Genomic DNA, 19,968 nt, shown 5'->3' with positions numbered 1-19,968 from the left:
GCGAGAGTATTTCAGGGAACTTAAAAGAAAACAAAGTGGAATAGGTTGTTTAGAGAAAAAGTGACTTTAGGGTGGTAACCCAACTATGCTGTTACAGGAGGCAAGTCAAACAGTAAAACCTCACTGTCTTCGTCACCAACGAAACGAATCATATCTTCATTTGAGATAGCCACACCATCACTGGTAGTCGCAATAGTGTCATTAATCGTTATTTTACCTTTCACCACTTGCAGCCAAATATTTCTGCCTTGTTCTGGCTGATATTCTGCGGTTTCACCTTTTTTCAAGTTCCAACGCCATAGCGTCATATCTTGAAAGACCTTTAATGAGCCGTCACGGGCATCAGGTGACAGGATCAGCTGTTTGCTCTGGGTTGTATCAAAACGACGTTGAGCATAACGTGGTGTAATACCTACAGTATCTGGCATTATCCAAATTTGGTAAAAATGTAATCCTCTATCACTATTTGGATTATATTCAGAGTGAGTGATACCTGTGCCTGCACTCATTATCTGAAATTCACCCGCAGGAACATTCTCTTTATTATCCATGCTATCTTTATGCTCGATATTACCTTCAAGCACATAGGTCAAAATTTCCATATCTTTATGAGGATGAGTACCAAAACCTTCACCTGCAATAACACGGTCTTCATTAATAACGCGTAAAGCAGAAAAACCCATAAAGTTACGATCATAATAATTGGCGAAAGAGAAGGTGTGCCAGCTATCTAGCCAACCATGATTAGCGTGTCCTCTTTCATTTGCTTTGCGTAGATAAATCATTGTGTATTTCCTTCTCTGAAGTTGTTGAACACAGTTTACGCAATAGCACAAAGTAAAAAAGCGGAGGAATTTAACCTGAGGATCCAAATAATTTGAATAACAGAGAACAAAAACATCGAATAAGAAATAGAGTTAAGAAGTTAAGTTATTAAGTAATAGAAAAGAAAAAAGCCAGCACCCGGCTGGCTAAAGTAAAACACTGGAAGCAATGTGAGCAATGTCGTTCTTTCATATGACCCTGAAGGAGGTGCATCTGAAAGTGTTAATAATGATAATGGTTCTCAGTATCATTTGTAAAGTCTTTTTTTTAAGCAAATCGCAATAAACAGTATAAATATGGTTAACTCTCTGATTAACGAGTTATTTTATTTTTAAATAAATTTAAAATTGTAATATAACCAAGGAGTTAACAATATTCTTTGTAGGGTTATTAAGACGAAAATAGGGTGAGTATTGCGCATTAATCCATAATAAAATAACGGATATGATGAAATGATTAACAGTAGACCAAGATTTTAAGAGTAATAAGCCATCATGGATTGATGATGGCGGTGTTTAGCATTTTTTAATTTATCATTTCATGAAATGATAAAACGTATATTTGTTCAATGAACTCTATTTAGGGGCTGAAATTAATGCCTGAGCGCAGGCATACGCTGAACTCCATGCCCACTGGAAGTTATAACCACCTAGCCAACCAGTTACATCAACTACCTCACCAATAAAATAGAGTCCTTTAACGCTGGTGGCTTCCATGGTCTTAGAAGAAAGCGCGCGAGTATCAACCCCTCCTAATGTGACTTCGGCAGTACGATAACCTTCCGTACCATTAGGTTGTACTTGCCATGATTGTAGTAGGGCTACAATTTGTTCTATACGCTCATTACTTAACTGTGTTAAAGGCACATCGGGGAGTTGCTTTGTTTCAACCATTATTTCAATAAGACGTTTTGGTAATAAACGAGAAAGGGTATTTTTTAATGATTGATTCGGGTGTTCTTGACGCTTTTCTTGCAATAAGGTTTGAAGATCAATATTAGGAAGTAAGTTGATGCTTACATACTCCCCAGAATGCCAATAACTTGATATTTGTAAAATGGCGGGACCAGAAAGACCACGGTGAGTAAACAGAATATTTTCTTTAAAACAAGTACCATCTTTAGCCATCACTATGGCGGGTACTGCAACACCCGAAAGCGTATTTAGTTGCTCTAATAATGGCTTATGAAGCGTAAAGGGGACTAAACCAGCACGAGTTGGCAGAACAGGAAGGTTAAATTGCTCTGCGATGCGATAACCCAAAGGGGTTGCACCTAAACCTGGCATTGAAAGACCACCACTTGCTATTACGACTGATGATGCCGAGACCGCTTTTCCATCAACAAAAACGGTAAATCCGTTTTCTGTTTTTTCGATTTGAGTTACCTCGCTACGTAAGCGAACACTCACTTTTCCTTTTTGGCACTCGGTGAGTAATAAATCAACAATTTGTTGTGCTGAGTCATCACAAAATAGCTGTCCTAATGTTTTTTCATGGTAGGCAATGTTGTGTTTTTGTACTAACGCAATAAAATCCCACTGTGTATAGCGAGCAAGTGCTGACTTACAAAAATGGGGGTTTTCTGACAAATAGGCAGAAGGTTCGATATACATGTTAGTAAAGTTGCAACGACCGCCTCCTGACATAAGAATTTTTCGACCGGCTTTTTTGCCATTATCGAGCACTAAAACAGATAAACCGGCTTGTCCTGCAACAGATGCACAAAAGAGCCCAGCGGCACCTGCACCTATAATTACTGTATCGAATGATCCCACAATAAAGTCTCGTTTTTGGTTATCTCTGATTACTTATCAATGATTTTTGCGTAAGATCAGAGTAAATTTGTAAAATTATATGGAGAAATCCACATTTTTCACCTAAATTCTTATTAGCAAGCTGAAATATTGACAGAAATTTACTTTTTTTATTTTTTTGTTAATCTAATGATATATATAGCATTATTAGATAAACACTTTGAGTTTCTTGGTTATCAAATCAAAAAAAGGTTAAATTTCGCTTCCACCGTTCGCATTTGTCCATGATAATGCGCCGCGTTCATGTCCAACTAACTGGCTTAACGTCTATGCTACATTTGTTTACTGGCCTGGAATTTCATACAGGTTTAATGTTGGTTTTAGCACTTATTTTTGTGCTATTTTACGAAGCTATTAACGGCTTCCATGATACCGCAAATGCGGTAGCAACTGTTATCTATACTCGTGCAATGCGAGCGCAATTTGCGGTCGTGATGGCGGGTGTGTTTAACTTCCTCGGGGTTTTGCTCGGTGGGTTGAGCGTGGCTTATGCTATCGTTCATTTGTTACCGACAGATCTTCTGCTAAATGTGAGCTCTGCACATGGCCTCGCCATGGTTTTCTCGTTGCTGTTAGCTGCCATTATCTGGAACTTAGGTACATGGTATTTAGGCATTCCAGCATCAAGTTCACATACGCTGATAGGTGCGATTATTGGTATTGGTTTAACTAATGCTATCGTGACGGATTCATCCATCGTCGATGCGTTAAACGTACCAAAAATGATCAGCATTTTCCTTTCACTCATTCTTTCCCCAATTGTTGGTTTAGTTATTGCGGGTGCGATGATCTTTATTCTACGCCGTTACTGGAGTGGAACGAAAAAACGCCGCCGTATTCACCTAACACCAGCAGAACGTGAGAAACAAGATGGTAAGCGTAAGCCACCATTCTGGACTCGTACTGCGCTGATTTTATCTGCGATAGGTGTGAGCTTCTCTCATGGTGCGAATGATGGGCAAAAAGGCATTGGTCTGATCATGCTGGTTCTAATTGGCGTAGCGCCTGCGGGCTTTGTCGTCAATATGAATGCGAGTGGGTATGACATCACTCGGACCCATGATGCCGTTGTACATTTACAGCAGTATTATGAAAAGCATCAGCCAGCATTACAGCACGCAATTGAAAATACACCAGCAGTATCAGCCGAAGTTGCAGCAGCTGACAATGAATTTCATTGTAATAGTGCAAGAACACCAATTGTTCTTAATCAAACAGAGCAAATGCTTGCAAATATAAGCTCTTACGATGAATTGAATGCAGATCAACGTGCTCAAATGCGTCGATTACTGATGTGTATCGCTGATACAGCAACAGAAGTTGCTAAACTACCAGAAACAAGTATCCAAGATTCGCGGTTCTTAAAAACATTGAGTCGTGACCTGCTAAATACAGTGGAATATGCGCCAATTTGGATCATTATCTCTGTTGCTTTAGCGCTCTCTATTGGGACTATGGTAGGTTGGAAGCGTGTTGCCGTAACTATCGGTGAAAAAATTGGTAAGAAAGGTATGACTTATGCTCAAGGTGTTTCTGCTCAGGTAACTGCTGCGGTCTCTATCGGTGTAGCAAGTTATACAGGTATGCCTGTATCAACGACACAAGTCCTCTCTTCTGCCGTTGCCGGTACTATGATTATTGATGGTGGTGGTGTTCAGACTAAGACAGTGAAAAGTATTGCCTTGGCTTGGATTTTAACCTTACCTGTCAGCATCATTTTATCTGGTGTGCTTTATTGGATATCGTTATCATTCCTCGTGAGCGGTTGATAATAGTAACAAAATCCTAATTATTGAAAAACGGTGACTTTAAGTCACCGTTTTTTTTGCCTATTATTTACCAAAATAATAGGGCGATTAGCGTTACGACAACAAGAATACAAAAACGGCTAATAAGGTAAAATTGTTGATAAATTCGGTCACAGCGCATGATGACTTCAGGATCATGGTGATTAGTATATTGTCGCTGATTGATATAACGAATAAGGCGCAGTTGTTTGGAAAATTGCCCATGCATAGTAAAGAATCCATTGCCATCAACAGATTGATAGAGCAAAGGATCAGATTGGCGCAATATGGACAGTAGTACCCGAATAGATGAGAAATAACGCATCATATTTATTAGGCAAAGAATACACAGCGCCCAAAATATAACAATGATACTAAACATAATCCCCTCCCTAGAATAATTGATTCTGAGATGAGAAAACCTTTACCTACAGAGGTTATTTTTTCTCTTATTTAAGTTTAGGTGAAATTAACCAATAAATAAAAGTGACTTTATCAAGTTGATTACTTTTTCAAAGAATTGATTAAAAATTAACTCTAAAAGGGTGTTTTTATTATTTTTTGTACTAAATTCACATTATTATGCTCATTTCGATAGCAGCTAGATAGTGCTAATGTAAAATGTAGTATATTGTTATTTATCGATAGATGCTCTCTTGATGTAATTTGCGTTAAGTTGTGATCTAGACGACATCTAACTTTCATCTTAAAACGTTATATTTAATGTAAAGGATATAGGCGTAAAGCCTTTCCGACCGATTAATCAGCTTATGGAAGGAGTTCACGATGGCTTATAAGCATATTCTAGTGGCAGTTGATTTATCCCCTGAGAGTAACGTCTTGGTACAGAAAGCTGTATCTATGGCAAAACCCTATAATGCCAAAGTTTCCTTAATTCACGTTGATGTTAACTACTCTGATCTGTACACCGGTTTAATTGATGTCAACCTCGGCGATATGCAACAGCGCATCACTGATGAAACCCGTAATGCATTAAAAGATCTGTCTGATAACTCTGGTTATGAAATTCAGGAAACACTAAGTGGTAGTGGTGATTTAGGTCAGGTTCTTGTTGATGCAATTAAAAAATACGATATGGATTTAGTCGTTTGTGGTCATCATCAGGATTTCTGGAGTAAGTTGATGTCATCAGCACGTCAGCTCATCAACACGGTTCACGTTGATATGTTAATTGTTCCTCTGAAAGATGATGAAGAATAATTAATTGCTTTTTTAAGCGAAAAAAATGCCTGCTTATGCAGGTATTTTTTTGTCCATAATTCCTGATTTTAATACCCTTGCAAAGGGTCAAGCTTTTTTTTTTGTCTAATTATGAAAAAAATGTCTTGAAATGTGAATGTGTTTTAATGATATATTCAATAGGCAAAACAACATCGACCTCACAAAACCCAAAAATATTTCGAATAAATGAGGTTATGCAAACATCACATCACACAAAAAGGAATAGCTGAATGACTATATCTGGCTCGTTGTCTTCATTTTTAGAAGGGGTAGAAAAATATAACGCTCATCAACCTGAATATCATCAGGCGGTACGTGAAGTTTTTACTACTTTGTGGCCTTTTTTAGAAAAAAATCCACAATATCGTGAACAATCATTACTTGAGCGATTAGTTGAGCCTGAACGTATTATTCAGTTTCGCGTTTGTTGGTTAGATGACAAAGGACAAGTCCAAGTTAACCGTGCATGGCGCATTCAGTTTAATTCAGCCATTGGTCCTTACAAAGGCGGTATGCGTTTTCACCCTTCAGTTAATTTATCTATCCTAAAATTCTTAGGTTTTGAACAGACGTTTAAAAATGCATTAACCACGTTGCCAATGGGCGGAGCTAAAGGTGGTTCAGACTTTAATCCTAAAGGAAAAAGTCATGGTGAAGTAATGCGTTTTTGCCAAGCATTAATGACCGAGCTTTATCGCCATTTAGGCGCGAATACCGATGTACCCGCAGGTGATATTGGTGTTGGTGCACGAGAAGTTGGTTTTATGGCTGGTATGATGAAAAAGCTATCTAACAGCAATGAGTGTGTATTTACGGGGAAAGGGCTCTCTTTTGGCGGAAGTTTAATTCGCCCTGAAGCAACGGGCTATGGCTTAGTCTATTTTACTAATGCAATGCTTAAACGCCATGGTATGTCGCTTGAAGGAATGCGTGTGGCGGTTTCTGGTGCAGGTAATGTTGCCCAGTTTACTATTGAGAAATGTTTAGAATTAGGCGCGAAGGTAGTCACTGCATCAGATTCTGCTGGTACTGTGGTTGATGAAGCGGGTTTTACTACTGAAAAACTGGCGCGTTTAACTGAAATTAAAAATAATTATGGTCGTGTTGAAGAGTATGCCAAAGAGTTTGGTCTAACTTACCTTGCAGGACAACAACCTTGGGCTATTGCGGTTGATATTGCACTCCCTTGTGCAACTCAAAATGAGTTAGATCTAGAGGCTGCTAAGGTGCTTATCAAAAATGGCGTTAAAGCGGTTGCTGAAGGCGCTAATATGCCAACCACGATTGCTGCAACGGATGCCTTTATTGAAGCGGGCGTATTATTTGCTCCAGGTAAAGCTGCAAATGCGGGGGGTGTTGCCACCTCTGGTTTAGAAATGGCGCAAAATGCCGCACGCTTAAGTTGGAAAGCTGAGAAAGTCGATGCGCGTTTACATCACATCATGTTAGATATTCACCATGCCTGTGTGAACTATGGCGGTGAAGGCAAACAAACTAACTATATTCAAGGTGCCAATATTGCAGGCTTTGTAAAAGTGGCTGATGCGATGTTAGCGCAGGGTGTGCTGTAACATTACTTGTTCTGAACGGGTGTTAAACACCCGTCAGATTTCAATGTTTTGATCTCTTGTTTATGTAAATAGTTATATAACTAGTCATGTACAAGGATAAATATCAAAACGGTGGTTTTTTGTGGTTACGCTAGCATGAGAAGGCTGATTATCTAGTGGTTCAGCATAATCAGGGCGTTTTACTACCACACGTTTTTTCGCCAAACTCATTGCTGGTGTTAGTAATGCATCAGCATCTTCATCAGCCCCCACTAAAGACTGAAATACGCGCATCTCTTTTTTAACCAGCGCACTTTTAGTTTTATGTGGATACATTGGGTCAAGATAAACCACGTCAGGTGGTGGTGTTATCTCCGTTAATGCTTGAATTGATGAAGCGTGGATTAACTTCATACGTTCTTGCATCCACTCACCAATATCAGGATCGGCATAGGCTCGTGTTAGACCATCTTCAAGTAGTGCCGCCACAACGGGGTGGCGTTCAACCATCCTAACCTTGCAACCAATAGATGCTAATACAAAGGCATCACGACCCAATCCTGCGGTGGCATCAATCACATCGGGTAGATAATCTTTTTTAATACCAACGGCTTTTGCGACTGCTTCGCCTCGACCACCGCCAAATTTACGCCGATGTGCCATGGTACCTTCAACAAAATCCACGTAAATACCACCAAGTTTGGGTTCATCTTGTTTACGTAACTCAAGGTGAGTAGGTGTTAAAACAAGTGCCATTACTTGAGAGTCGTCGTGAGTCAATCCCCAACGTGTGGCTAAATCAGATAAGGCGCTGTTATCAGCGCCTTCTTCACAAACTAAACAGATATTCACAGATTACCCTTTAATGCCATAGCCTTTGAGCATTGCATCAAGTTTAGGTTCACGACCACGGAAGCGTTTGAACAGCTCCATTGGTTCTTCTGAACCACCACGAGTTAAAATGTTATCAAGGAATGATTGACCTGTTGCGCGGTTAAAAATACCTTCTTCAGAGAATCGAGAAAAAGCATCAGCAGCCAGAACATCAGCCCATAAATAGCTGTAATAGCCCGCAGCGTAACCACCAGCAAAGATATGACTAAACGCATGAGGGAAACGAGCCCATGGAGCAGAAGGCACCACAGAGACTTTTTCCTTCACACTATTTAAGATATCCATAACACGAGCACCTTGTTCAGGTGAGTATTCAGCATGTAAACGGAAATCAAATAGACCAAATTCTAATTGGCGTAGTACAAACATTGCTGACTGATAATTTTTTGCTGTCAGCATATTATCTAACATTGTTTGTGGGAGCGGTTCGCCAGTTTCGTAATGACCTGAAATAAAGGCTAACGCTTCAGGCTCCCAACACCAGTTTTCCATAAACTGACTTGGTAACTCAACTGCATCCCAAGGAACACCATTAATACCTGCAACATCTGCGGTATCAATTTGCGTTAACATATGGTGTAAGCCGTGACCAAATTCATGGAATAGCGTGGTGACTTCATTATGTGTAAACAGCGCTGGTTTATCACCGACAGGTTTATTGAAGTTACAGGTGAGATAAGCCACGGGATTTTGCAGTGTTCCATCAGCATGACGCATTCTACCAATGCAATCATCCATCCATGCACCGCCTCGTTTATGTTCACGTGCATATAGATCGAGATAGAAGCTACCGCGTAAGGTATTGCTCTCATCATAAAGCTCAAAGAAACGCACATCATCATGCCATGTATCGATATCTTTGCGTTCTTTAGCCGTTAAACCATAGATACGATGAACTACTTCAAATAATCCGCTTAGTGCACGTTGTTCTGGGAAATAAGGACGTAATTGCTCATCATCAATAGAAAATAGGTGCTGTTTCTGTTTTTCGCTGTAGTAAGCCAGATCCCACGACTCTAATTTCTCAACACCATAGTGTTCTTTGGCAAATCGAGTGAGTTCAGCTAATTCTTCTTTACCTTGTGGATGAGCACGTTGTGCCAAGTCGGTTAAGAAGTTAATCACTTGCTCTGGTGATTCAGCCATTTTAGTGGCGAGTGATTTTTCAGCGTAGTTTTTAAAGCCTAACAGTTGTGCTAATTCATGACGCAGCGCTAAAATTTCCGCCATAATTTCGCTGTTATCCCACTGACCTGCATTAGGACCTTGATCAGATGCGCGAGTGCTATAAGCAATGCTCATCTCTTTTCTCAGTTCGCGGTTATCAGCGTAAGTCATTACTGGCAGATAGCTTGGCATATCAAGTGTTAATAAATAGCCTTCTTGCTCTTTAGCTTCAGCTAGCGCTTTAGCTGCATCAATAGCACTTTGTGGCATTCCAGCTAAGTCATTTACATCAGTAATTAATTTAGACCAACCCATTGTTGCATCTAGCACATTATTACCAAACTTAGCACCAAGCTCTGACATACGCGCACTGATTTCACCAAAACGTTGCTGTTTTTCTTTTGGTAAGCCAATACCGGATAGCTCAAAATCACGCAGTGCGTTTTCGACCGCTTTTTTCTGTGGTTGGGTAAGGTGGTTAAAATCAGCACTTTCTTTAATTGATTTATAGGCTTGATATAACCCTTCGTGTTGCCCCATCCAAGTACTGAATTCAGATAGCAGTGGTAAGCTTTGCTCATAGGCTTCGCGCAGTTCAGCACAATTTTTTACTGAATTTAAATGGCTAACAGGAGACCACGCTCGTGCGAGTTTATCGCCCGCTTCAGCTAAAGGTTGGCAAAGATTATCCCAAGTGAATTGGGTATTTTGGGCGAGTAATTTCTCAACAGTTGCGCGATAAGTGGTTAAAACTTCTTTCAGTGCAGGTACTACATGTTCTGGTTTTATTTGGGAGAATGCAGGTAATCCCGTTGTGCTAACTAATGGATTTGACATAAAAACATCCTGTTAATTGGGTTATCGTGACGTGAAACACACCACTGAGTTTATTCGTTATAGATAGTAAGATGAGGATGAAACAGTATAAGTTCAATAGTATCGCGGTCATTATCAGCAGTTTTACTCAAAAATGGGATTATTTTCTTTGAAAGAGGTTTTATTGATTTAGGATACTTGGGAATATAAATGATTCAGCGTATAATCAATCCGTTATTTCCTACTGATATTCCTAAATGGAAGATCATCGTCCCCGGTGGGGCGGCTGGACTTCAAATCCAGATGGGGCCGCCAGCGGTCCTTGGCAGGTTCGACTCCTGTGATCTTCCGCCACTTAAGTTCAATACAACTCCACAAAGCTCAACTAATCCCTTAAATATCAGTTATTAAGCCAACTTATGTTCTCCTGATGTCAACCTGACTCAACCTACACTTGTTTTGGTGGTACTTGCTGAAGTGATGTGGTCAGTCTTAATAATTGGTCACATCATTAGACCGTTTACAAAATGCTTGTATCGTAGGTAATTTTTTCTTTGCTCTATTGTTGAGAGGAAACTTATTATCAGTTCTAGTTGGCTTCAAAAAACCAAAATTTACTTAAATTATTTCCTCATAAATAAGATGTAGTACAATTTTAGCATCTATCAAATCTTTATCTTTTTCTCCAAAGGAATTCCTATGAAAAGAGTCTTGCTTGCGATCCCATTAGTATTATTAACCGCTTGTGATGATGGAAATATTAAGCTTGTAAAAGAAATGGTGACTCCTATAGATAGTAGTATTACGTTGGGTAACGCCTATGATCATAGGAATATTTGTAAATCAGTATCCTGGGATGAATATAAGGATGCAAGAGGTCGTGATATTGTAAAATATAACTGTATGTTCGACGCTAGTGTGACTCAACGTTATATTGATTCTAGCGTTCAAGCTCAAGTCAATGACGCACTGAAAGTATATGATAATGAAGTAGCTAATTACACACGACAGATTCAAATGTCTAATCGGGATGCTGAAATGCTTTCTAAAGTATTAAATGACATGAGCCAACTGTATGAAAGTGGACTAGTAACAAAAGCAATTCAATCTATCCGAAAAACTAACGAAGTGGCAAGTGAGTATATCAGTGGCAAAGGACCCAGAAGTTATGTCCGCTTGGAAGATAGATTAGCTAAAATAGTAGAGTTAAAAGAAGATAAATTTATTGAGCTATTTAATTTAGAACGGTTAGAAGCACAGGCAGATCAAGAGATAGTAGATTTATTAAATGAGGTTCAGCAGGACATTGTTACCCTTAAAAATTTTATTAAAGAGAAAAGTATTAATGCAGATGCACCAGATTTAGTTAGTTACCTTAATCGTGGGGATTATCCACAAGAGTCTGAGGAAATAGCTAAACTTATTTCTAAAATAAAAGAACATGGCACTGTATATGAAACATATTTGAAGTATTGGGAAGCTAAAAGAGATGCTCTTGCTAAAAATCTAGCGTCATGGGTTGATGTAGTTAAGATTAACGAGTTAAGTCAAAGTGTGTATTTTTCAATTATTAAAAATGAGCCAATGGTTGTTGGGTGTGAATTCAATGTATCTACTCCAGAAGAAAAATATGAATTAACAAATAAAAACTGTTTTGCTTTTTCTTATTCATCAGAAGGGAATAAAATATATCCAGTTTTGTCTGATCAGGTATTTAAAAAAGAAATTTATTATAAATTAGCCAGCTTTATACGAGACGAACTAGCGAAATCAAGAAAAGGTACAGAAAATCTCAGTAATCGTTAATGTCTTAGCTGTATAAGAATATAGATTATAAGGCTAATTTTGTGATAGTTAACAATGTGGTGAAGCAATAATTTAAATCGTGTATTAGCCTGCTTTTAATATGTTAATTCTAATAAAAAGCAGGCAGTAATTGTCACTATTCATTAATTTTGTGGTTGGCTAGCGTTTTTCTTGTCCACCCCAAAAACTAATCTGGGGGCACTGTTATTTATCCAACCAAGTAAACTCATTTAATACCATTATCCATTGAATTCGACTCCAGTGATCCCACTCATTGCTATCTACTCCAATTTAATTACAGCTAATCTTAAGATATGCAGCATATTGTTATTTCATAAAATAATGTGGTTTCTTACTATTTACAGATGTCCTTATCTTTTTGTTAAATATGCTATATTGTTGTTCATAGTTTACTCATGGTACATAGACTGAGGGCAATTTGATGAGCGAGAATCTTCCTGAAGCATCACAGGGCGAATTTGTTTTGTTCCGCAGTGAAGATGGACAGACTCGCGTCGAATGCCGTTTTGAGTCGGATACGCTGTGGTTATCTCAGGCTGAAATTGCCAATCTTTATCAGGTAACACCTCAGGCAATAACTCAACATGTTAAAGCTGTTTACGAAGAGGGTGAGCTTGTACAAAATTCAACTTGTAAGTCTTTCTTACAAGTTCGACAAGAAGGTAATCGGCAGGTTAATCGCAACACGCTGCATTACAACCTCTCAATGATCCTCGCGATTGGCTACCGCGTCCGCTCTGTTCGGGGTACTCAATTCCGCCAGTGGGCAACGCAAACTTTAGAGCAGTATCTGATCAAAGGGTTTGTGATGGACGATGAGCGGCTGAAGAGTCCGCCTATCGGTCAGTCAGTCGTGCCGGATTACTTTGATGAGATGCTCGAACGCATCCGTGATATTCGCGCCAGTGAGCGGCGGGTGTATTTACGAGTGAAAGAGATTTTCACTATGGCAGCGGATTACGAGCCTTCGAATAAAGAAACCAATCGTTTCTTCCAAACTATCCAAAACAAATTGCATTTTGCTTGTACGGGCATGACTGCCGCTGAGCTTATTGCGAGTCGCGCAGATGCTAGTCAGCCGGATATGGGCTTAACCAGTTATAAATCTGATGAAGTGCGTAAAACGGATGTGACGGTTGCGAATAATTATCTACGTGAAAATGAGCTCAAAGAATTAAACCGTATCGTCAATATGTGGCTCGATTTTGCCGAAGACCAAGCGCTGCGCCGTAAGCAGGTTTTTTTACAGGATTGGGATACTAAGCTGGATCAGTTTTTAAGTTTCAATGACCGTGAAGTATTACAAGGCGCTGGTGGTATTAGCAAAAAAGCAGCCGACGAGAAAGCCAAAGAGATATTTGATATCTATGCTCAAAAACGTCGCCAGCTAAAAGAAGCCGAAGGGGCGAGGGCGAATATTGCAGCGCTAAAAGATTTGCTGAAAAAAGGTAAGTAAAAAAGTAGCTATTCTATTATTTTTTATATTAACTAAATTGTCAGGATCAGCTCTGCGCCAGAAGCGGAGGTAGTAAACATTGGAGGCTAACTATTTACTAACGGTTCATAACAACAAAAAGTATATTAAGAACCAGCCAGTATTAGTGAGTCATTACAGGTTTTAGCTGGATTAAATTTCTAACTAAAAATCTGTCTTAGAAAAACCAGTCATGTCATCCAGTCCCATTTCGCGACCTAATGCCGTCATTGGATGAACAATTATCAAACCTCGCACTGCTTTCTTCAGCTTGCCAATATCCGCTTGTTCTTTCTTAGTGATGGGGCGCTTGAATGGCATATCCACCAACTTCTGCGCTTCTTTACTTAGTTTTTTGTTACGTACTTCTTTCAGACGAACGATTTCAATTTCCAGTGCTGCTTTTTCTTTCTCAAACTCTGCGTATTTTTCCGCTTCTTCCGTCAGCGAGATATTTGCCATCTTGTGACGAATAAGGTCTAAACGGTCGCTAAGAAGCTTAATTTGTGTTTTTTCGATTTCTTTCATTATTAATTAACCGTGAATAAATTTCTGGTGGCAAGTATACACTATTCTGTGTAAGAGAGTGAAAAGGGGGTATTAGTTGGTAGCTATTTACTATTTATTGATGATCTTATGGTATCGAGAAAGGTTTTATGCCTCTAGTTGTGATGTATTGCATGTAGAACATTACGTATTCACTCACTCAACTGGATAGTTGATTATCAGGTTAAGTGAGTCGGAGTTGAGCCAACAAAGAGAGCCTTATATGAAGTTGGCATCTGTAAATACTTAGAAATCAGATAATGGCGACGTTACAGGTTCTTATATCTATCTGGCAAAAAATCTTTATTCTCCATAGTCTTAATAATCTGAATTAGGTTATCTCTATACCATGATATTTCTTCTTTATTTACACATTCGGTATTTGAAAAAATTTGTTCATCTGTACACACTTTCATTATTAAATCTAAGCAATCTGCGTATAAAGTAATTTCACCTTCAGAAAGTCGCACATCAAATAAAGTTACTGTATTAGCAATATATTCTTTTTTTAATAATTCCATTCAGTTACCACCTCGCATAATCAGCAATATTATTTATTCAATTAAATAAATTACATTATTTATTATTCTGGATTATTTACTGTTGTTATGGTTCATAAAAACACTTTATATATTTTTATATCTAACAGGAAGATATTTTTTATGTTCCATTGAATTAATTAAATCTTTCAAATCATTTAAATAATGTGATAACTCTTGTTTACTTGAATACTCCGTTTCTTTATATATTTCATTATCAGTTAAGTGAGTTAATACATATTTTAAACAATCGGTATAAATTATGATTTCTGATTCAGATAAACGAACATCAAATAAAGTTACATCCGCTTCTGATATATAACTGATTTTCAAAGTATCCATATTCTCCCCCACATAGTCATAAAATATTTCTCTGAATTTATCCCATTTTTTCATTATTGGGTCTATTTTACCTTCGATCTTTGATATGTTCAGCTGTATTTTTGTCGCTATTTTTGATTTCAGTGGTAAGGTAAAAAAAGGCACCGCTTGCCAGTGCACCAGCAAGATTATTGCTGGATAATGCGGTTAATGCACCCGTCACCGCTTGGGCGGCTTTTTGTAAATCACTGCCTGTGCCAAAGCGCTCCATCGCGTGGTTGTACTCTTTGGTTTCACGCAGCTCACTCACACTTAAGTTTGGATGTTTCGCTTGGGCATCTTTTAAGCCGGCGATATCCCCTTGGGTGCGAATAATATCCATCGCCTGATTGCCGATTTCGCCAATGAGCTGGGCTTGTTTTAAGCGATTTTGCTCTTTCTCTTTATCAAAGATAGGGTTGATACTGCCGTCATTGGCATGTTCAGTATCGCGGCTTAATTGGGTGATATCTTGGGTTTGATTGTTGGTATTGCGAATAAGCCATTTACCCTCAGAAACCGCGGCTTTGGTGGTGCCTTGCGCATTATCTTGGTTATTCGCGTTCGATAATAATCCACCGGCCATGTTATTCAGCAGATCTTTGCCTACAGGTCCACCGGTGCTCATTGAGCCACCACTGTGTGAGGCTTCAAACTCGGCTTTATTGTGGATATCGTTCCAGCCTAAGGTGTCTGTTCCAAGGCTGTTTTTGTCTTTATCGGCAGTTGATGCAATCACCGCGCCATCAAGCTGAGTATGCTCTTTTACCTTAACATCAAAGCCCTTTTTACCAGCAAACAGCCCAGTTTGCTCTTTAACGCTGTCGTAATTGCTGTGCAGCTTGTCTTTACTTGCACTAAGATTAAGGGTTGGATTACTTGAGCCTAGCGTATAACCGCCACCCACACTGATATTAACGCCCGCAACCATACTTAAGCTGATTTCATTGTCAGTTTTCAGTTGGCTAAAAAAGGAATTGTTAACTTAAGGATAGCTCAGTGGAATAAAACCATCACACGCGTCCCATCGACACAAAATCTGAAGAAAAAAGGGAAAAAATCAAGATAATATACAGTGGGTTACTTGCCGAACCGAGGTAAACCCAACTCCAGTCCCTAACTGATTATCAGTGGTAATTGGTGTTGAAGAGGCTCGGGTTTTAGGTGGGGAGTCACTACACCTTTCCCCACCAAGCCGGATAGTTGATTATCCGGTTGTCTGAGGCAGTGGATAATGTATTAGTTATTGTTGGTTTTAGAGATAAATAGAACCTAAAATCTATTTTTTTGATAGAACGTCAAAGATGGTCCGTAATTAGATTCTGAGCTATGAAGCTCAACTACAAATTCTTTTGTTGGAAATGCTTTTTTGAGCGACATTTCCCAAGAACACTGCATTACTTTGCATAACTGCAAAAAAACCGAATCCGATGTACCGTCTAAATTACCAGTGAATAGGTCATATAAGTGCACATGATTTAGTATCTTTTCTATTGCATCTCTATCCGTGCCAAATTGTTTTTTCCACTCATTAAAATTATTTTCTTCATACCTATCACTTAATAATATACAACCATCAATATCAATAAACTCAGGTATCAATAATTTTACACTACAAAGTATATCTTCTGGATGACAGCAATCACTTATATAGTCATTGACTGTCATATCACTCGGGGAACTCCAATTACTTTTCCATAATTCATAACGAGTTAAATCATGTGGTTCTGGAATTAACGTGATTTTTTTCATGGTATTTCATCCTCACGCACTGGTCTAGGCAACGCTTTAGTCGATGGAGACTGAACTCTTACTTTCCCATTAGGTAATACATTACGCCCATATTCTATAACATGGGGAGTTGCTATGCCTCCGTGAGCCGCTCCAGTAACTTCAACTCGCTTTAAAATCATACCATTAGAATCATAGGTCGCATAACTTGTAATATTCCCTTGGTTATCCGCTCGATAGACTGTACTGTTTTTAGGTCCATTCTCAATTTGGAATCTTCCACTTACTTGTTGAGCTCTCTCTAATGGACCACCTGCAAGGTTAGTCGCATTTCGAGGTGGTCGTTGATAATTACTACCTGTATTTTGTGGTGGCTGAGAACTACTTTCTAAGTCTTTTTGTTTACCTGACCCAGTATTTACCTCTACACCATGATCTGGTTTCCATACTCCACTAGATGACTGTGAGGTTGGGTTAGAAGGTGATTTTGTTGGTATGGCATCACTTGCTTCTTTTATGAGCTTATTAGCCCCATCAAGATCGCCTGATTTTAGTAATAATCTGGCTTCTTTTAATGGTTTTGTTACAAATTTTCCAAACGGTAAAGTACCCGCTGCAGCTAATGTATAATCAATCCAATCTTCAGCGTCAGTAAAACTTTTAAAATCCCCAGCAACGGGCACAAAATCAATACCCAAAGATGCTGCATCTTTGAAGAATTGATTGCGCTCTTCCGCCATTTTAGTAGAACATTCGTTCGCACTAATTCCAGCACAGTTCTCTGTTTTGTAGCTCTCAATCTCTGCATTAACACGTTCTTCAGCAATTTGCTGAGGTGTTTTATTTTTCTCAAAGGCGTCAACAATATCACTCAGTGCATTATTCTCAACCGCATTTTTCCCAGTCTGTGCGGCGGTAACGGCACCTTCGATATTACCTGTAGAGATGCCCCCTGCAAGTCCTGCTGCGAGTTGGCTTAATGCGCTGACTTTTTGTTTTTCACTTTCAGTGAGTTCGCTGATTGCTTTATTAGGGAAGAGGTTTGAGGCGATAACTCTGGCGGCTAATTCACCGCCGCCAGCGCCTAATCCGCCAGCGACTGCGGATTGATTATTTAGCTCGGGGCTGTCACCGCGCCTAAAAGAGTATGGGCTAAGGTATTGGCGACAATATCGACTTCACCCGTAGCGGTATTGGTGGTGCGGTTTTTGATTTCAGTGGCAAGGTAAGGGGAGGCACCGCTTGCCAGTGCACCAGCAAGATTATTGCCGGATAATGCGGTTAATGCACCCGTGACGGATTGCGCCAAAGCGCTTCACTCAAGGTTTTACATTTCACCATAGTGAAAAATAAAAAAGAGGGATTGATATGAAGGATGTGGATTTTTGACGAGTTTAGAATTAAAAAGTGGTGGTTCAATTTGTTATTAGAATAGTGAACAAAGTTTAGTAGTAATAAAAATATCGACAGTGATAGAAAAATACTTAGAACTTCAAAATATTTAGTAAGACAATAATAAGCCCGTCTCACAACTAACTATCTACATTCAATTGTGAGTTGGGGTTAATATGGGCAGTCACTATACCTTTATTCACCAAGCCGAATAGCGGATTCTCTGGTTTGGTGAGGAGTGAAATGATAAAAAGAGAATTTACAGCTCCACTTATTTATTGGTAAAAATATAATATTTATCAGAGATGAGTAATAAATCTCCATCCTCAACCATCTCATCTAGTAAGCGACTTAATTCGTGATCATTATCCAATTCAAAATATTGACTTAAGCGCCATAGATCAAAAGCTTCAGGAACAGTGATATTGCAATGAACATCCACAACTTTAGCCTTTGAAGAATTATTTTGATAAAATTTAATTCCTTTTCCATGTTTTGAAAAATGCCAAATATTATCACCAAGCTTAATAATTCCTTGTTTAGGACAGTCTAGTAAAAATTGATAATCTTTAACATTCGGATATTGATGCATAAAAGATTCAATTAATTTCTTTTGAATAACAACAAAATTTCTCAGGGACGTATTATTTATTGAATCTGACATACTATCTCCTAGCTCTTGCTTCAGCAGCTTCTCGTAGTAGCTGATCACCTTGTTCTTTTGTTACTACATTAATTCTCACAGGAATATCTTTAATGCCTGCTTTTCTAGCAGCTTCAACTCTATGATGTCCATCAATGATGATCATTTTTCCATTTACTATAGCAACATCTATTGGTTCACTCATGTTAAAACCATTTATTTTCATATCATTTACTAATCGCTTAACCTGTGAACCTGACATTTCGGTACGGTCTTGTCTTCCAATTAAAATATTAGGTGCAACACTTTTATACTGTTGCTGATTTACCTTGCCAGTTTGCGACTCTTTACTTGTACTATTATTCCCACCTTTACCACTTCCAATACCAGCGCCAATACCTGCGGCAGCTATTGCTAAATCACGTTCTTTTGTAGTCTCTTCTGACCCACCAAGTAATTCAGCCCGATAAATGGCTAAGTTACGAGAGCCATCTAAATTTGGTATTGTATTTTTAATCGCAATGAATTCTTTTTGTTCTGCTACAGTAAGAGCCTCAATACCACCATTGTTATGTGCTTTTTCTAATAATTCATTTGCCCTTTCTGAGTAAATTTTCTGCCACTCTTTTAGCTCTTTCGCGACAGCAATACATTGGTCTGGATTACTACAGTTGTTTATTTGTTCTTGAACTTTATCATATTCTTTTTGATAAATGCCTCTAACCTCAGCACGACAACTATTATCGCCATTACATTGCGCAAACTCTTCGCTTCTAGCTCTTGTTTTTTCAGGGCTTAGATGGTTATTCTCAACCGCATTTTTCCCAGTCTGCGCGGCGGTAACGGCACCTTCGATATTACCTGTAGAGATGCCCCCTGCAAGTCCTGCTGCGAGTTGGCTTAATGCGCTGACTTTTTGTTTTTCACTTTCAGTGAGTTCGCTGATTGCTTTATTAGGGAAGAGGTTTGAGGCGATAACTCTGGCGGCTAATTCACCGCCGCCAGCGCCTAATCCGCCAGCAACAGCGGATTGATTATTTAGCTCGGCTGTCACCGCGCCTAAAAGAGTATGGGCTAAGGTATTGGCGACAATATCGACTTCACCCGTAGCGGTATTGGTGGTGCGGTTTTTGATTTCAGTGGCAAGGTAAGGGGAAGCACCGCTTGCCAGTGCACCAGCAAGGTTATTGCCGGATAATGCGGTTAATGCACCCGTCACCGCTTGGGCGGCTTTTTGTAAATCACTGCCGGTGCCAAAGCGTTCCATCGCGTGGTTGTACTCTTTGGTTTCACGCAGCTCACTCACACTCAAGTTTGGATGTTTCGCTTGTGCCTGTTTTAAGCCGGCGATATCCCCTTGG

At 39.1% G+C, this 19,968-nt stretch carries 20 protein-coding genes and 1 tRNA gene; 7 read left to right on the top strand and 14 right to left on the bottom strand.

Going from position 1 to position 19,968, the window contains the following annotated elements; translation table 11 throughout:
- Positions 1-83: 83 nt before the first annotated feature.
- Positions 84-785: a pirin family protein gene (locus ABN099_RS17915; protein WP_349465715.1), complete on the bottom strand. Its 702-nt coding sequence runs from the start codon at positions 783-785 to the stop codon at positions 84-86.
- Between the two features lie 615 nt (positions 786-1,400).
- Positions 1,401-2,600: an NAD(P)/FAD-dependent oxidoreductase gene (locus ABN099_RS17910; protein ID WP_349465713.1), complete on the bottom strand. Its 1,200-nt coding sequence runs from the start codon at positions 2,598-2,600 to the stop codon at positions 1,401-1,403.
- Positions 2,601-2,908: 308 nt separating this feature from the next.
- Here ABN099_RS17910 and pitA point away from each other — a divergent pair, with 308 nt between their 5' ends.
- Positions 2,909-4,408, top strand: a complete 1,500-nt coding sequence (pitA, locus tag ABN099_RS17905) for an inorganic phosphate transporter PitA (protein WP_349465769.1) — start codon at positions 2,909-2,911, stop codon at positions 4,406-4,408.
- A 67-nt stretch (positions 4,409-4,475) separates the two neighbouring features.
- On the opposite strand, the gene uspB is transcribed toward pitA, so the two are convergent.
- Positions 4,476-4,808, bottom strand: a complete 333-nt coding sequence (gene uspB / locus ABN099_RS17900; protein WP_349465711.1) for a universal stress protein UspB — start codon at positions 4,806-4,808, stop codon at positions 4,476-4,478.
- Positions 4,809-5,212: 404 nt separating this feature from the next.
- On the opposite strand from uspB, the gene uspA reads away from it, so the two are divergent.
- Together uspA and gdhA are read left to right on the top strand one after the other, a co-directional pair.
- A complete protein-coding gene (gene uspA / locus ABN099_RS17895; RefSeq protein ID WP_004246661.1) occupies positions 5,213-5,647 on the top strand; it encodes a universal stress protein UspA in 435 nt (144 codons plus the stop codon).
- A 251-nt stretch (positions 5,648-5,898) separates the two neighbouring features.
- Positions 5,899-7,239: an NADP-specific glutamate dehydrogenase gene (gene gdhA, locus ABN099_RS17890; RefSeq protein WP_349465709.1), complete on the top strand. Its 1,341-nt coding sequence runs from the start codon at positions 5,899-5,901 to the stop codon at positions 7,237-7,239.
- A gap of 84 nt (positions 7,240-7,323) precedes the next feature.
- On the opposite strand, the gene rsmJ is transcribed toward gdhA, so the two are convergent.
- Positions 7,324-8,070 carry a 16S rRNA (guanine(1516)-N(2))-methyltransferase RsmJ gene (gene rsmJ / locus ABN099_RS17885; protein WP_349465707.1) on the bottom strand — a complete coding sequence of 249 codons (747 nt, stop codon included), beginning with the start codon at positions 8,068-8,070 and terminating at the stop codon, positions 7,324-7,326.
- Between the two features lie 3 nt (positions 8,071-8,073).
- Positions 8,074-10,116: an oligopeptidase A gene (gene prlC / locus ABN099_RS17880; RefSeq protein ID WP_349465705.1), complete on the bottom strand. Its 2,043-nt coding sequence runs from the start codon at positions 10,114-10,116 to the stop codon at positions 8,074-8,076.
- Positions 10,117-10,354: 238 nt separating this feature from the next.
- Here prlC and ABN099_RS17875 point away from each other — a divergent pair.
- From ABN099_RS17875 to ABN099_RS17865, 3 genes are all read left to right on the top strand, one after another.
- Positions 10,355-10,449 (top strand) — tRNA-Sec (locus ABN099_RS17875).
- A gap of 345 nt (positions 10,450-10,794) precedes the next feature.
- The gene (locus ABN099_RS17870; protein WP_349465703.1) at positions 10,795-11,901 is read left to right on the top strand and encodes a hypothetical protein; all 1,107 of its coding nucleotides are present in this window, start codon (positions 10,795-10,797) and stop codon (positions 11,899-11,901) included.
- 442 nt (positions 11,902-12,343) lie between these two features.
- Positions 12,344-13,378 carry a virulence RhuM family protein gene (locus tag ABN099_RS17865; RefSeq protein ID WP_349465701.1) on the top strand — a complete coding sequence of 345 codons (1,035 nt, stop codon included), beginning with the start codon at positions 12,344-12,346 and terminating at the stop codon, positions 13,376-13,378.
- Between the two features lie 183 nt (positions 13,379-13,561).
- On the opposite strand, the gene ABN099_RS17860 is transcribed toward ABN099_RS17865, so the two are convergent.
- From ABN099_RS17860 to ABN099_RS17835, 6 genes are all read right to left on the bottom strand, one after another.
- Positions 13,562-13,924: a YibL family ribosome-associated protein gene (locus tag ABN099_RS17860; RefSeq protein ID WP_349465699.1), complete on the bottom strand. Its 363-nt coding sequence runs from the start codon at positions 13,922-13,924 to the stop codon at positions 13,562-13,564.
- 287 nt (positions 13,925-14,211) lie between these two features.
- Entirely contained in the window at positions 14,212-14,463 is a 252-nt protein-coding gene (locus ABN099_RS17855) for a hypothetical protein (RefSeq protein WP_349465697.1), read from the bottom strand.
- Between the two features lie 105 nt (positions 14,464-14,568).
- A complete protein-coding gene (locus tag ABN099_RS17850; protein ID WP_349465695.1) occupies positions 14,569-14,877 on the bottom strand; it encodes a hypothetical protein in 309 nt (102 codons plus the stop codon).
- 13 nt (positions 14,878-14,890) lie between these two features.
- Positions 14,891-15,772, bottom strand: coding sequence for a hypothetical protein (locus ABN099_RS17845; protein WP_349465693.1), 882 nt, complete (start codon positions 15,770-15,772; stop codon positions 14,891-14,893).
- Between the two features lie 341 nt (positions 15,773-16,113).
- Positions 16,114-16,593 carry a hypothetical protein gene (locus ABN099_RS17840; protein ID WP_349465691.1) on the bottom strand — a complete coding sequence of 160 codons (480 nt, stop codon included), beginning with the start codon at positions 16,591-16,593 and terminating at the stop codon, positions 16,114-16,116.
- Positions 16,590-17,594, bottom strand: coding sequence for a VENN motif pre-toxin domain-containing protein (locus tag ABN099_RS17835; protein WP_349465767.1), 1,005 nt, complete (start codon positions 17,592-17,594; stop codon positions 16,590-16,592). The genes ABN099_RS17840 and ABN099_RS17835 overlap by 4 nt, the downstream gene beginning before the upstream one ends.
- Between ABN099_RS17835 and ABN099_RS17830 the strand changes: the two genes are divergently transcribed.
- On the top strand, positions 17,518-17,682 hold the full coding sequence (locus ABN099_RS17830) for a hypothetical protein (RefSeq protein ID WP_349465689.1): 165 nt from the start codon (positions 17,518-17,520) through the stop codon (positions 17,680-17,682). The two genes, ABN099_RS17835 and ABN099_RS17830, sit on opposite strands and share 77 nt — an antisense overlap.
- A gap of 4 nt (positions 17,683-17,686) precedes the next feature.
- Here ABN099_RS17830 and ABN099_RS17825 read toward each other — a convergent pair whose 3' ends face one another.
- From ABN099_RS17825 to ABN099_RS17815, 3 genes are all read right to left on the bottom strand, one after another.
- A complete protein-coding gene (locus ABN099_RS17825) occupies positions 17,687-17,881 on the bottom strand; it encodes a hypothetical protein (protein WP_349465687.1) in 195 nt (64 codons plus the stop codon).
- 354 nt (positions 17,882-18,235) lie between these two features.
- Positions 18,236-18,628, bottom strand: coding sequence for a DUF6896 domain-containing protein (locus ABN099_RS17820; protein ID WP_349465685.1), 393 nt, complete (start codon positions 18,626-18,628; stop codon positions 18,236-18,238).
- 1 nt (position 18,629) lies between these two features.
- The coding region (locus ABN099_RS17815) for a VENN motif pre-toxin domain-containing protein (RefSeq protein ID WP_349465683.1) at positions 18,630-19,968 on the bottom strand (1,339 nt) is incomplete at its 5' end.

Origin of the sequence: Proteus hauseri, assembly GCF_040139125.1 — a bacterium.
Lineage (GTDB): Bacteria > Pseudomonadota > Gammaproteobacteria > Enterobacterales > Enterobacteriaceae > Proteus > Proteus hauseri_B.
This window is presented reverse-complemented; position numbering and strand designations above follow the sequence as displayed.